Origin of the sequence: Plesiomonas sp. PI-19 (genome assembly GCF_021368255.1) — a bacterium.
GTDB lineage: Bacteria > Pseudomonadota > Gammaproteobacteria > Enterobacterales > CAMTGL01 > Plesiomonas > Plesiomonas shigelloides.
This window is the reverse complement of sequence record NZ_JAJNMQ010000001.1, coordinates 2,461,989-2,474,687: the sequence shown is the minus strand read 5'-3', so window position 1 is coordinate 2,474,687 and position 12,699 is coordinate 2,461,989. Positions and strand designations below refer to the sequence as shown.

Annotated in this window: 14 protein-coding genes; 13 read left to right on the top strand and 1 reads right to left on the bottom strand. The window is 54.4% G+C overall.

Annotated elements, in window-relative coordinates:
• Positions 1 to 17 precede the first annotated feature (17 nt).
• The 3 genes from yajC (at position 18) to secF (ending at position 3,214) form a co-directional block, all read left to right on the top strand.
• The gene (gene yajC / locus LQ901_RS10950; protein ID WP_010862443.1) at positions 18 to 353 is read left to right on the top strand and encodes a preprotein translocase subunit YajC; all 336 of its coding nucleotides are present in this window, start codon (positions 18 to 20) and stop codon (positions 351 to 353) included.
• 27 nt (positions 354 to 380) lie between these two features.
• The gene (gene secD, locus LQ901_RS10945) at positions 381 to 2,240 is read left to right on the top strand and encodes a protein translocase subunit SecD (protein ID WP_010862442.1); all 1,860 of its coding nucleotides are present in this window, start codon (positions 381 to 383) and stop codon (positions 2,238 to 2,240) included.
• A gap of 65 nt (positions 2,241 to 2,305) precedes the next feature.
• The gene (gene secF / locus LQ901_RS10940; RefSeq protein WP_052021520.1) at positions 2,306 to 3,214 is read left to right on the top strand and encodes a protein translocase subunit SecF; all 909 of its coding nucleotides are present in this window, start codon (positions 2,306 to 2,308) and stop codon (positions 3,212 to 3,214) included.
• Between the two features lie 237 nt (positions 3,215 to 3,451).
• On the opposite strand, the gene suhB is transcribed toward secF, so the two are convergent.
• A complete protein-coding gene (gene suhB, locus LQ901_RS10935; RefSeq protein ID WP_010862440.1) occupies positions 3,452 to 4,255 on the bottom strand; it encodes an inositol-1-monophosphatase in 804 nt (267 codons plus the stop codon).
• A 496-nt stretch (positions 4,256 to 4,751) separates the two neighbouring features.
• On the opposite strand from suhB, the gene trmJ reads away from it, so the two are divergent.
• From trmJ to pepB, 10 genes are all read left to right on the top strand, one after another.
• Complete coding sequence (gene trmJ / locus LQ901_RS10930; protein ID WP_064977235.1) at positions 4,752 to 5,501, top strand: tRNA (cytosine(32)/uridine(32)-2'-O)-methyltransferase TrmJ; 750 nt, start codon at positions 4,752 to 4,754, stop codon at positions 5,499 to 5,501.
• 77 nt (positions 5,502 to 5,578) lie between these two features.
• Complete coding sequence (gene iscR, locus LQ901_RS10925; protein ID WP_010862438.1) at positions 5,579 to 6,079, top strand: Fe-S cluster assembly transcriptional regulator IscR; 501 nt, start codon at positions 5,579 to 5,581, stop codon at positions 6,077 to 6,079.
• Positions 6,080 to 6,120: 41 nt separating this feature from the next.
• Positions 6,121 to 7,335: an IscS subfamily cysteine desulfurase gene (locus LQ901_RS10920; RefSeq protein WP_010862437.1), complete on the top strand. Its 1,215-nt coding sequence runs from the start codon at positions 6,121 to 6,123 to the stop codon at positions 7,333 to 7,335.
• A 24-nt stretch (positions 7,336 to 7,359) separates the two neighbouring features.
• The gene (iscU, locus tag LQ901_RS10915; RefSeq protein WP_064977236.1) at positions 7,360 to 7,749 is read left to right on the top strand and encodes a Fe-S cluster assembly scaffold IscU; all 390 of its coding nucleotides are present in this window, start codon (positions 7,360 to 7,362) and stop codon (positions 7,747 to 7,749) included.
• A 33-nt stretch (positions 7,750 to 7,782) separates the two neighbouring features.
• Positions 7,783 to 8,106 (top strand): iron-sulfur cluster assembly protein IscA, encoded by a 324-nt coding sequence (gene iscA, locus LQ901_RS10910; RefSeq protein ID WP_010862435.1) that lies wholly within the window; start codon positions 7,783 to 7,785, stop codon positions 8,104 to 8,106.
• Positions 8,107 to 8,133: 27 nt separating this feature from the next.
• Positions 8,134 to 8,652 carry a co-chaperone HscB gene (gene hscB / locus LQ901_RS10905; protein ID WP_112865669.1) on the top strand — a complete coding sequence of 173 codons (519 nt, stop codon included), beginning with the start codon at positions 8,134 to 8,136 and terminating at the stop codon, positions 8,650 to 8,652.
• A 14-nt stretch (positions 8,653 to 8,666) separates the two neighbouring features.
• On the top strand, positions 8,667 to 10,520 hold the full coding sequence (gene hscA, locus LQ901_RS10900) for a Fe-S protein assembly chaperone HscA (RefSeq protein WP_152136101.1): 1,854 nt from the start codon (positions 8,667 to 8,669) through the stop codon (positions 10,518 to 10,520).
• A 2-nt stretch (positions 10,521 to 10,522) separates the two neighbouring features.
• A complete protein-coding gene (gene fdx / locus LQ901_RS10895; RefSeq protein WP_039046707.1) occupies positions 10,523 to 10,861 on the top strand; it encodes an ISC system 2Fe-2S type ferredoxin in 339 nt (112 codons plus the stop codon).
• A gap of 47 nt (positions 10,862 to 10,908) precedes the next feature.
• On the top strand, positions 10,909 to 11,109 hold the full coding sequence (gene iscX / locus LQ901_RS10890) for a Fe-S cluster assembly protein IscX (protein ID WP_010862431.1): 201 nt from the start codon (positions 10,909 to 10,911) through the stop codon (positions 11,107 to 11,109).
• Positions 11,110 to 11,323: 214 nt separating this feature from the next.
• Complete coding sequence (gene pepB, locus LQ901_RS10885) at positions 11,324 to 12,628, top strand: aminopeptidase PepB (RefSeq protein WP_010862430.1); 1,305 nt, start codon at positions 11,324 to 11,326, stop codon at positions 12,626 to 12,628.
• The last annotated feature ends 71 nt before the right edge of the window (positions 12,629 to 12,699 follow it).

Here is a 12,699-nt window from a genome sequence, read left to right as displayed (position 1 = left end):
TAGAGGAATATTCACCGATGAGTCTGTTCATTTCTGACGCTTATGCGGCCGCCGGTGCCCCGGCACAAGGAAGCAGCCTGCAGCTGATTTTTATGCTGGTAATTTTTGGCCTGATTTTCTATTTCATGATTTACCGCCCACAGGCAAAACGCACCAAAGAACACCGCAACCTGATGGAATCCATCAGCAAAGGTGATGAAGTGCTGACTAACGGTGGCCTGATCGGTCGTGTGACTAAAACCAGCGCAGAATCCGGTTATCTGGTGATCGCTCTGAATGACACCACCGAAGTAACCATCAAGAAAGACTTCGTGACTGCGGTACTGCCAAAAGGCACGATGAAGTCCCTGTAATTTCCATACTTCCCTAAGGGGACCGTCGTGTTAAACCGTTATCCTTTGTGGAAGTATCTGATGGTGGCCTTCGTGGTCACCATCGGTGCGTTATACGCACTTCCAAATATTTATGGCGAAGACCCGGCAATCCAAATTTCGGGTGTTCGTGGCGCGTCAACCGACATGCAAACGCTGGACAAGGTTAAAGACCTGCTGGCGGAGAAAAAACTTCCGGTTAAAGCCATTGCTCTGGAAAACGGCACCGTTCTGGTACGCTTCAAAGATACCGATGAACAGCTGGCTGCCCGTGATCTGGTGGCGGACGCGCTGGGAGACAAATTCACTGTAGCCCTGAACCTGGCACCTTCCACCCCGCGTTGGTTGGAAGATATCGGTGCTAACCCGATGAAACTGGGTCTGGACCTGCGTGGTGGTGTGCACTTCCTGATGGAAGTGGATATGGATGCCGCCATGGGCAAACTGCAGGAGCAAACTGCAGACAGCTTCCGTTCTGAACTGCGTGAAAAACGCATCCGCTATTCTTCCGTGCGTAAACTGGACTCCGGTACTGCCGTGGGCGCTGTTGAAGTGCGCTTCCGCTCCCCTGAAGAGCTGACTGCGGCACTGGACTACCTGCAACCGCTGCACCGTGATCTGACCTTCACCGCGATGGGTGATACCGCCTTTATCGCGCAGCTGAGCGAAGCGCGCCTGAAAGAAGCCCGTGAATACGCGGTACAGCAAAACATCACTATTTTGCGTAACCGTGTGAACGAGCTGGGTGTTGCCGAGCCAATTGTGCAGCGTCAAGGCGCGAGCCGGATTGTGGTGGAGCTGCCAGGTATTCAAGATACGGCGCGCGCCAAAGAGATCTTGGGTGCTACCGCGACGCTGGAATTCCGTTTGGTGAACAACCAAGCCGATCTGCAAGCGGCAGTCAGTGGCCGTGTGCCTGGTGACTCCGAGCTGCAGTACATGCGTGATGGTCGCCCAGTTCTGTTGTACAAGAAAGTGGTACTGACCGGTGACCATATCACCGATTCCAGCTCCAGCTCTGACGAGTACAACCGTCCGCAGGTGAACATTTCTCTGGACAGCGAAGGCGGCACTAAGATGGCCAACTTCACCAAGGACAACATCGGTAAACCGATGGCGACCTTGTTCAGTGAATACAAAGACAGCGGCAAGCGTGACGCTAACGGCAAAGTGATTTTGGTCAAGCATGATGAAGTCATCAACATGGCGACCATTCAGTCCCGTTTGGGCCGTAGCTTCCGTATCACCGGTATTGATAGCCAAGCCGAAGCGCATAACCTGTCGCTGCTGCTGCGTGCAGGTGCCTTGATTGCGCCAATCCAGATCGTTGAAGAACGTACCATCGGCCCATCTTTGGGTGCGCAGAACATTCAGCAAGGTCTGGATGCCTGTATGTGGGGTCTGGCGGCGGTGGTGATCTTCATGGGTATTTACTATCGCAAGTTTGGTCTGATTGCGATCAGTGCGCTGCTGGCTAACTTGGTGCTGATTGTCGGTATCATGTCTATGCTGCCGGGGGCGACGCTGACCATGCCGGGGATTGCCGGTATTGTGTTGACCGTGGGGATGGCGGTAGACGCCAACGTACTGATCTTTGAGCGGATCCGCGAAGAGATGCGTAATGGCCGCTCGGTGCAGCAGGCGATTAACGAAGGTTACAGCAATGCGTTCTCCAGTATTGCCGATGCCAACGTGACCACCCTGATCACCGCGCTGATCCTGTACGCAGTCGGTACGGGTCCAGTGAAAGGCTTTGCCATCACCTTGAGTATTGGTATTGCGACCTCAATGTTCACGGCGATCATCGGTACCCGTGCGATCGTGAACTTCCTGTACGGCGGCAAGCGCATTACTAAGCTGTCTATCTAAGGAGTACAGACGTGGTCACTGAAAAACGTAATAACCCGGATAGCCAGCCGAAGGTGCTTGATTTCATGCGTCTTGGCCCGGCGGCGTTCGTGTTCTCTTTGATCCTGATGATTGCCTCAATTGGCATCATCGTCAAAAACGGCTTTAACTGGGGGTTGGACTTCACCGGCGGTACGCTGATTGAAGTGACTTTCTCCAAGTCGGCCGATTTGGGTCAAGTGCGCGATGAACTGCAAAAAGCCGGTTTCGACAACGCCATTGTGCAGAACTTCGGTACTTCCCGTGATGTTATGGTGCGTATGCCACCGAAAGATGACATCAAAGGTGAAGAGCTGGGTCGCCGCGTACTGACTGCTATCCAGCAAGGGGTAGATGCGCAGGCGCAGGTACACCGTATCGAGTTCGTGGGTCCAAACGTGGGTAGCGAGCTGGCGCAAGCCGGTGGTATGGCCATTTTGGTTTCCCTGCTCAGCATCCTGATTTACGTTGGGATCCGCTTTGAGTGGCGTCTGGCGGCGGGTGCGGTATTGTCACTGGCACACGACGTGTTGCTGACTCTGGGCGTGCTGTCGCTGTTCCACATTGAGCTGGACCTGACTATCGTGGCATCGCTGCTGTCGGTGGTGGGTTACTCACTGAACGATACCATCGTGGTATTTGACCGGATCCGGGAGAACTTCCGTAAGGTGCGTCGTGGTACGCCACGCGATATCCTGAACCTCTCCCTGACGCAAACCCTGAGCCGGACCTTGATGACCTCCGCCACTACGCTGGTGGTTGTTCTGTCACTGTTCGTGTTCGGTGGTGCGCTGATCCACGGTTTTGCGACCGTAATGCTGATCGGGATCCTGATTGGTACTTACTCTTCTATCTACGTAGCGTCCGCGCTGGCCCTGAAACTGGGCGTCAAACGCGAACACATGCTGCAGCCAGTAGTGGAAAAAGAAGGTGCCGATATGGAGCGCATGCGCTGAGTTAACACCTCGTATTGAAAAAGCCGCATCCTTGGATGCGGCTTTTTTTATGCCTGAATCTGTGGCTCCAGCTGTAAAGCGGTGGGGGATACGAGTGGATAGCTGCATGTCCTGCGTAGCTTATGTCTGGGTAGCCGATTCGATGGGCAGCAACAAAAAAAGCCGCTCATGAGAGCGGCCTTTTGTCGTTATGTTCGCGTATGTTAGACGCTAAGTACGGGTAAACCGTACTGGCGATTAGCGCTTCAGCGCTTCGCTCAGCTCGTCACGCATGCAAGACAGCATCGCGCGAACAACACGTGGATTACCGGCCACGGTGTTACCGGTCAGCAGGTGGTTGTGGCCACCAACGAAGTCACAAACCAGACCACCGGCTTCACGTACCATCAGCTCACCGGCTGCGGTGTCCCATGGCTTCAGACCGATTTCGAAGAAACCGTCTACACGGCCAGCAGCAACGTAAGCCAGATCCAGCGCTGCAGAGCCGGTACGACGCATATCAGCGCACTGTGCGAACAGCGCTTTCATGATATCCATGTAGGCATTGGTGTGTTGCTTAGCTTTGAATGGGAAGCCTGTGGCCAGTACGGTGCCAGTTAAGTCTTTGGCATCGCCTGCACGCAGACGGTAGCCGTTCAGCTGAGCGCCGCTACCGCGAGTGGCGGTAAACAGTTCGTTGCGGATTGGGTCATAAACCACTGCCACTTCAGTACGGCCTTTGATGCGCACTGCAATGGAAACAGAGAAATGAGGAATACGTTTGATGAAGTTGGTGGTGCCATCCAGCGGATCGATAACCCATTGAACGTCTTGATCTTCACCAAGTTGCTCGCCGCACTCTTCACCATAAATGGTGTGCTTTGGATAGGATTTCTTGATGGTATCAATGATGACTTTTTCAGCTGCTTTGTCGACGTTGGTGACAAAGTCATTCGCACCCTTCTGGGTTGCCTCAACAGATTCTGGTTGTTCGTAAGCTTTGGCAATAACGTTACCAGCCTTGCGCGCAGCACGCACGGCAATGTTCAGCATCGGATGCATAGGTCTCTTCCGGTGGATGTTGTTAAAGAACGGGAAAACGGTGGCGGAGTATAGCAAAGGCGTAAGCAAAAGGGAACGGTTGTTTTTTATCCAGTCGGTTTTGTGGATCTGTTTATTGGCTGGTATAGCTGCGCCCCTTTGACGTGCTACTCGCGTGGCAAACTGCAAAGGGTATAGGCGAAAACCGGCGAGATGATAAATCCATGTAAAAAGTAAGGCTATTGCCTATTCAGCCATTTTGGCGCTGCTCCGGCATTCCACGCTAAAGCGAAGATCCGCGTGCTTGTTATAAACTCGCGGCGCTATCCCGCGCCGGCTAAGCGCTACAGCCTGTAATAAGTGACCGACGATCTGTAGCACGAGGAAAGCAAACGTGCCGAACCGCACAGTTTCTGTATGCCGAATCCCTGCGCAAGCAGTTTTAAATATGTTAATATAATGCCCCTTTTCAGACCGCTGGTTTCGGCCGGCGGCGGTAACCCGATCAGAGCGATTCATGTTAGAAAATGTGCGGATTGTTTTGGTAGAAACCTCCCATACCGGCAATATGGGTTCTACCGCGCGAGCAATGAAAACCATGGGCTTAACCAACTTGTATCTGGTTAATCCGAAAGTTGAGCCCGACTCCCAGGCGATCGCCTTGGCTGCGGGTGCCAGTGACGTCATTGGCCAAGCCAAAATCGTCAGCTCGCTGGATGAAGCGATTGCCGGCTGTGCGCTGGTGATCGGTACCAGTGCTCGCTCGCGCAGTCTGCAGTGGCCACTGATTGAGCCGCGTGAATGTGGTCAGCGTATTGCAACTGAGTGTGCGCAGCATCCGGTTGCCTTGGTATTTGGCCGCGAACGTGTCGGGCTGACTAACGAAGAGCTGCAACAGTGCCACTTCCACGTCACCATTCCGGCCAATCCGGAGTACAGCTCGCTCAATCTGGCGATGGCGGTACAGCTGCTGTCGTATGAGATCCGCATGAACTGGCTGGAGCAGCAGCGTGTAGCAGCACCTGATTACTCGGGTCAAGTTACCGAATACCCGCTGATGGAAGATTTGAACCGCTTCTATCAACATCTGGAGCAAGTGCTGACAGACGTGCACTTCATCCGCAAAGCTAACCCTGGTTTGGTGATGAGCAAATTACGCCGGATGTATACCCGTGCGCGCCCTGAAGCGGCGGAGCTCAATATCCTGCGCGGTATGCTGAGCGGGATCCAGAAAGCGCTCAGTGATAAGTCACATAAATCCGACTAAAACAGTCAGGATAATACTTGACCAAAATAGTAGGAAATGGCACACTGCCAACATCTGAATATAAAGGATGAAGTGCCATGAGACTGACATCAAAAGGACGTTACGCAGTGACCGCTATGTTGGACGTGGCACTGCATTCCGAGCAAGGACCGGTATCACTGGCGGATATCTCTGAACGACAAGGGATATCGCTGTCATATCTGGAGCAGCTTTTTGCCAGACTGCGCAAACAAGGGCTGGTTAACAGCGTGCGTGGTCCGGGTGGTGGTTATCTGCTGGGTAAACCGTCTGACCAAATTGCGGTTGGTATGGTGATCTCCGCCGTGGATGAATCGGTAGATGCCACCAAGTGTTTAGGGAAAGGTGACTGTCAGGGCGGTGCCCGCTGCCTGACCCATGCGTTATGGCGTGATCTTAGCGATAGGATCAGTGGATTTTTAAATAACATTACGTTAGCCGAATTAATGGCCAATCAGGAAGTGTTGCAAGTTGCTGATCGTCAGGAACACGCACACCGTCCGGTAACCGTAGCCGCTGCCTCGCACCGTGATGCACATAGCATCAATCTGGGTGTGTGATTGGGATCCTGACCTCTGACGTAATGTGACGGAGCAATGAAATGAAATTGCCTATTTATCTTGATTATTCGGCCACCTGCCCGATGGATCCGCGTGTTGCGGAAAAAATGATGCAGTTCATGACCATGGACGGCACCTTTGGTAACCCAGCGTCTCGCTCCCACCGTTTTGGTTGGCAGGCAGAAGAGGCGGTGGATATCGCCCGTAACCAGATTGCTGAGCTGGTGAATGCTGATCCGCGTGAAATCGTGTTTACCTCTGGGGCAACCGAAGCGGATAACCTGGCTATCAAAGGGGTGGCGAACTTCTACGGTAAAAAGGGTAAGCACATCATTACCTGTACCACCGAGCACAAAGCAGTGCTGGATACCTGCCGCCAGATGGAGCGTGAAGGCTTCGAAGTGACGTATTTGGATCCAGAATCCAACGGTCTGGTGGATCTGGCGAAGCTGGAAGCGGCCATGCGCCCGGATACCATTTTGGTTTCCATCATGCATGTGAACAACGAAATCGGTGTGATTCAGGATATCGCCACTATCGGTGAAATGTGCCGTAGCCGTGGCATCCTGTTCCATGTCGATGCCACTCAGAGCGTGGGCAAGCTGCCTATCGATCTGGCTGAGCTGAAAGTGGATTTGATGTCTTTCTCCGCCCACAAAGTGTACGGCCCGAAAGGTATCGGCGCGCTGTATGTTCGCCGTAAGCCACGGGTACGTCTGGAAGCGCAAATGCACGGTGGTGGCCATGAACGCGGCATGCGTTCTGGTACTTTGCCGGTCCACCAAATTGTGGGGATGGGCGAAGCGTACCGCATTGCTAAAGAAGAGATGGCCGAAGAGATGGCCCGCATCCGCACCCTGCGTGACCGTTTGTGGAATGGTCTGAAAGACATGGAAGCGGTGTACGTGAACGGCGATCTGGAACAGCGTATGGCCGGTAACCTGAACGTCAGCTTTGCTTTCGTGGAAGGGGAATCCCTGATCATGGCGCTGAAAGACTTGGCGGTATCCTCCGGTTCTGCCTGTACTTCCGCCAGTTTAGAGCCGTCTTATGTATTGCGTGCGCTGGGTCTGAACGATGAGCTGGCACACAGTTCTATCCGCTTCTCCATTGGTCGTTATACCACGGAAGAAGAGGTCGATTACGCCATTGAGCTCTGCCGCTCTGCGGTAACCCGCCTGCGTGAGTTATCTCCGCTGTGGGACATGTACAAAGAAGGTATCGATCTGAATACCGTTGAGTGGGCGCATCATTAATTTCGGTTTATGAGGAGTTAGGCTATGGCATACAGTGATAAAGTTATCGACCACTATGAAAACCCGCGTAACGTTGGTGCGTTTGATAAGAATGACGCCAACGTCGGTAGCGGTATGGTCGGGGCGCCTGCCTGTGGCGACGTGATGAAGCTGCAGATCAAGGTTAACGACGCCGGCATCATCGAAGATGCTCGCTTTAAAACTTACGGTTGTGGCTCTGCCATTGCATCCAGCTCACTGGTCACCGAATGGGTGAAAGGTAAGTCTCTGGATGAAGCAGCGGCCATCAAAAACACCGATATCGCCGAAGAACTGGCGCTGCCACCGGTGAAGATTCACTGCTCGATTCTGGCGGAAGATGCGATTAAAGCCGCAATTGCCGATTATAAGAGCAAGCACGACGTCGCAGAATAATACGAAGAACGATACAAAGAGGTTGTAGAGCAAATGGCAATCACCATGACTGAAAGTGCAGAAAGCCGTGTCCGCACGTTTTTACAAAACCGCGGCAAAGGTATCGGACTGCGTCTGGGGGTAAAAACCTCCGGTTGTTCCGGTATGGCTTATGTACTGGAGTTTGTTGATGTACTGAACGACGATGACGTAGTGTTTGATAACAACGGCGTCAAGGTGATTGTCGATACCAAGAGCCTGCAATTTCTGGACGGAACTGAACTGGACTTCGTCCGTGAAGGCCTGAACGAAGGCTTCAAGTTCAACAATCCGAATGTTACCGGTGAGTGCGGTTGCGGCGAAAGTTTCAACGTCTGACCGGTCACTGACATCAGGTTGTGACCGATGAACTATTTTGACTTATTCGGGCTGCCCGTTGACTTTCAGGTTGACGGCAGCCTTTTAACCGTCCGGTACCGTGAACTGCAAAAACAGTGTCATCCGGATAATTTCGCCACGGCGTCCGAGCGTGATCGTCTGCTGGCAGTCCAGCAAGCCGCACGTATCAATGACGGCTACCAAACGCTGAAAGACCCGTTGCGACGCGCTGAATATTTGCTGGCGCAACAAGGGCTGGATCTGGCCGGCGAGCAGCACACCATGCACGACACCGAGTTCTTGATGCAGCAAATGATGCTGCGTGAAGAGCTGGAAGAGATTGCCGAGCAAGGGGATGCGGCCGAAGACGCGCTGTCAGCCTTTGAACAGCGAGTGGCACACATGCATGCCCAACGTATGCAGCAACTGAGCGATGCACTGGCACAACAGCAGTGGTATGTCGCGGCTGACACGGTACGCAAACTGAAGTTTCTAGCCAAACTCCGGCAGGAAGTTGAGCGACTGGAAGACAACTTGCTGGGGTAATAACGGAAAAGACAATGGCGTTATTACAAATTGCTGAACCCGGCCAGATGGCTGCTCCGCATCAGCATCGTCTGGCGGCGGGAATTGATTTGGGGACCACCAACTCACTGGTGGCCTCGGTACGCAGCGGGCAAGCGCAAACGCTGCCAGATGCCGAAGGGCGTCATTTGCTGCCTTCGGTGGTTCACTACGGTGCGGGCGAACAAGGCCTGTCCGTGGGTTGGGATGCGCGTGCCAATGCTGCGCGTGATCCGGCTAACACCATCATTTCGGTAAAACGCCTGATGGGGCGTTCGCTGGCCGATATCCAAGCGCGTTATCCAAGCTTACCTTACCAGTTTGAGGCTTCAGCCAATGGCCTGCCACAGATCCGCACTGTACAGGGCGAGGTCAATCCGGTGCAGGTATCGGCTGAGATCTTAAAAGCGCTGAGTGCACGCGCCGAAGCCACACTGGGTGGCCCGTTAAGTGGCGTGGTGATCACTGTGCCGGCTTACTTTGATGATGCGCAGCGCCAAGGCACCAAAGATGCTGCGCGTTTAGCCGGTCTGCATGTCTTGCGTCTACTCAACGAACCGACTGCAGCGGCGATTGCCTATGGCCTAGATTCCGGCCAAGAAGGGGTGATCGCGGTTTATGACTTAGGCGGCGGCACCTTCGATATTTCGGTGTTGCGTTTGTCACGCGGCGTGTTTGAAGTGTTGGCGACCGGCGGTGACTCTGCGCTTGGCGGTGACGACTTTGACCATCTGCTGGCTGACTGGCTGGCCGAACAAGCGGGGATCAGCACGCCGGACTCGCAGTTGCAACGTCAACTGCTGGACGAAGCTATCCGCGCCAAAATTGCCTTGAGCGATGCTGAGAGCGTCAGCGTGCAGATTGCTAACTGGCAGGGCCATGTGAGCCGTGAGCAGTTTGCTAGCTTGATCCGTCCGCTGGTGAAGAAAACCTTACTGGCTTGTCGCCGCGCATTGAAAGATGCCGGTATCAGCGCCGAAGAGGTGCTAGAAGTGGTGATGGTGGGCGGCTCGACCCGCACCCCGCTGGTCCGCGAGATGGTGGGCGAGTTCTTTCATCGTCAGCCACTGACCTCGATTGACCCTGACAAAGTGGTAGCGATTGGCGCCGGTATTCAGGCCGATATTTTGGCCGGTAACAAGCCAGATGCCGAAATGCTGCTGCTGGATGTGATCCCACTGTCGCTGGGGATCGAAACCATGGGCGGACTGGTCGAGAAAATTATTCCGCGTAACACCACTATTCCGGTGGCGCGCGCGCAAGAATTTACCACCTTCAAAGATGGCCAAAGCGCCATGATGGTGCACGTGGTGCAAGGCGAGCGTGAGCTGGTGGATGATTGCCGCTCACTGGCGCGCTTTACCCTGCGTGGCATTCCAGCCATGCCAGCCGGTGGCGCGCACATTCGCGTGACCTATCAGGTGGATGCCGATGGTTTGCTGAGCGTCACCGCGATGGAGAAGTCCACCGGTGTGCAATCCTCGATTCAGGTTAAACCGTCTTACGGCCTGACCGACGATGAAATTGTTGGCATGCTGCGCGACTCAATGGCCAATGCCGAGCAGGATATGCAAGCGCGTATGCTGGCGGAACAGCAAGTGGAAGCCGATCGGGTAGCTGAGAGCTTGAGCGTGGCGTTGGAAAAAGACGCGGCGCTGCTGAGCGCCGCTGAGCTAGCCACGATCGAGCAGGCGCTGGGCGCCCTGCGCACCGCTCGTCAAGGCGATCGCGCTGCCGATATTGAAGCGGCCATTAAAGCTGTGGATGCTGCAACCCAAGAGTTTGCGGCACGTCGTATGGATGAATCAATCCGCCGGGCACTGACCGGCCACTCTGTGGATGAGATGTAATTATGCCTAAAATTGTCTTTTTACCGCATCAGAGCCTGTGTCCGGATGGCATGGTGGTCGACGCCGCCGAAGGCGAAACCATTTTGGATGCGGCGCTGCGTAACGGCATCGAAATTGAGCACGCGTGTGAAAAGTCCTGTGCTTGCACCACGTGTCACTGCATCGTGCGCGAAGGCTTTGACTCGCTCAATGAGAGCGATGAGCTGGAAGATGACATGCTGGATAAAGCCTGGGGGCTGGAGCCGGAAAGTCGTCTGAGCTGTCAGGCGCGTGTTAGCGATGAAGATTTGGTGGTGGAGATCCCACGCTACACCGTCAACCACGCACGCGAACATCATTAATACCGTCCGGTAGTCGAAGACTGCCGGATACAGGGAGGATGGAGAAGATGGGCTTACGCTGGCAAGACAGTCGTGACATTGCTCTGGCGCTGCTGGAGCAGTTTCCGGATACCGATCCGAAAACAGTTCGCTTTACCGATCTGCATCGCTGGATCTGTGAGTTGGATGAGTTTGACGATCAACCGGATCGTTCGAATGAAAAAATTCTCGAAGCGATCATCCTGTGTTGGATGGATGAAGCAGATTAAGACCGGGGCCTAAGGGTGCCGGCGCTGCAATCACTGAACGGCTGCCGTATTTCGGCGGCCGTTTTTTTATTCTGATCGCCCGTAACGCCTTTTTACATCCCCCGTTGCAAAATCACCCGCAAAAAACTGCCGCATTGCGCCTAAGATATGTTAACAATGTGCGGTTATCCTTTTAAAAACACTCACACGAACAAGAGATCACAAGGAGTGGTTTATGTCTGAACTGATGTCCGTTTTTCTATCCACCGAGCCGGCCGATAGCCGCTGGGGGGATAAAGCGCTACTGAGCATGAGCGATTTAGGTGTGTGCATTCACCTGCAAGGCAACAGCGCCGAGTGTGTACAAAAAGCGGCGCGTAAATTAGATGGCCAAGGGATCCGCCGCGTGCGTTTAGCCGGTGATGGCTGGGATCTGGAAACCTGTTGGGCATTCCATCAAGGTTTTCGCGCCAGTAAAGGCGAGCGTTTCGCCGAGCTGCCAACCTTGCCCGATGAGCAGCAACGTGAGCTGAATGCCCGTATTCGCTGCGGTGACTGGGTGCGCGATACCATTAACTTGTCGGCTGAAGAGTTAGGTCCGCAACAATTGTCGGTACGCGCTGCCGCATTTATCAAAGAGCTGGCGGGCGATAAGGTGAGCTTTAAAGTGATCACCGGCTCTGAGCTGCGTGAGCAGCAATACAACGGCATTTATACCGTGGGCCGCGGCTCCGATCGCGTGCCTGCGATGTTACAGCTGGATTTCAACCCTAGCGGTCAGGCCGATGCCCCAGTATTGGCGTGTTTGGTAGGGAAAGGCATCACTTTTGACTCCGGTGGTTACAGCATCAAGCCGAGCGGCACCATGGACTCCATGAAGTCTGACATGGGCGGTGCGGCCTTGGTCACCGGTGCGCTGGGGCTGGCGATTGCCCGTGGTTTGAACCAGCGGGTGAAACTGTATCTGTGCTGCGCCGAGAACATGGTCAGCGGCAATGCCTATAAACTGGGCGATATCATTCGTTACCGTAACGGCAAAACCGTTGAGATCCTCAATACTGATGCCGAAGGCCGTCTGGTATTGGCCGATGGTCTGCTGGATGCCGATCAGCAAAATGCTGGTTTGATTATCGACTGCGCAACCCTGACGGGCGCGGCGAAAACCGCGCTGGGCAACGATTACCACGCGCTGTTTAGCTTCGATGAAGCGCTGAGCGCGCAGATGCTGACGGCGGCGCAAGAAGAGCAAGAAGCGTTCTGGCGTTTGCCGTTGGCCGAACTGCATCGCCAGCAGTTGCCATCTAACTTTGCTGACCTGTGCAATATCGCGACCTCGCCATATACCGCCGGTGCTAGCACGGCCGCCGCGTTCCTGTCTTACTTTGTGCGTGATTATCGTCGTAACTGGCTGCACATCGACTGCTCGGCCACTTACCGCAAAGGCGCCAGCGATCTGTGGTCTGTTGGGGCGACCGGCATTGGTGTTCGCTCTCTGGCGAACTTGCTGCTCAAGCGTGCGGCAGACGCTGCGCACGCGTAATGGCGCACGCATTAACGGTTCACCGCGGTCATCCGAGTCCGCGCGCTTGCGCGGTACTCGATGAGGCGGAG

Coding starts and splice junctions, on each gene's coding strand:
- trmJ (WP_064977235.1), top strand. CDS start 4,752: ATGTTAGAAAATGTGCGGATTGTTTTGGTAGAAACCTCCCATACCGGC.
- pepB (WP_010862430.1), top strand. CDS start 11,324: ATGTCTGAACTGATGTCCGTTTTTCTATCCACCGAGCCGGCCGATAGC.
- secF (WP_052021520.1), top strand. CDS start 2,306: ATGCGTCTTGGCCCGGCGGCGTTCGTGTTCTCTTTGATCCTGATGATT.
- iscU (WP_064977236.1), top strand. CDS start 7,360: ATGGCATACAGTGATAAAGTTATCGACCACTATGAAAACCCGCGTAAC.
- iscX (WP_010862431.1), top strand. CDS start 10,909: ATGGGCTTACGCTGGCAAGACAGTCGTGACATTGCTCTGGCGCTGCTG.
- LQ901_RS10920 (WP_010862437.1), top strand. CDS start 6,121: ATGAAATTGCCTATTTATCTTGATTATTCGGCCACCTGCCCGATGGAT.
- iscR (WP_010862438.1), top strand. CDS start 5,579: ATGAGACTGACATCAAAAGGACGTTACGCAGTGACCGCTATGTTGGAC.
- hscA (WP_152136101.1), top strand. CDS start 8,667: ATGGCGTTATTACAAATTGCTGAACCCGGCCAGATGGCTGCTCCGCAT.
- yajC (WP_010862443.1), top strand. CDS start 18: ATGAGTCTGTTCATTTCTGACGCTTATGCGGCCGCCGGTGCCCCGGCA.
- hscB (WP_112865669.1), top strand. CDS start 8,134: ATGAACTATTTTGACTTATTCGGGCTGCCCGTTGACTTTCAGGTTGAC.
- suhB (WP_010862440.1), bottom strand. CDS start 4,255: ATGCATCCGATGCTGAACATTGCCGTGCGTGCTGCGCGCAAGGCTGGT.
- iscA (WP_010862435.1), top strand. CDS start 7,783: ATGGCAATCACCATGACTGAAAGTGCAGAAAGCCGTGTCCGCACGTTT.
- fdx (WP_039046707.1), top strand. CDS start 10,523: ATGCCTAAAATTGTCTTTTTACCGCATCAGAGCCTGTGTCCGGATGGC.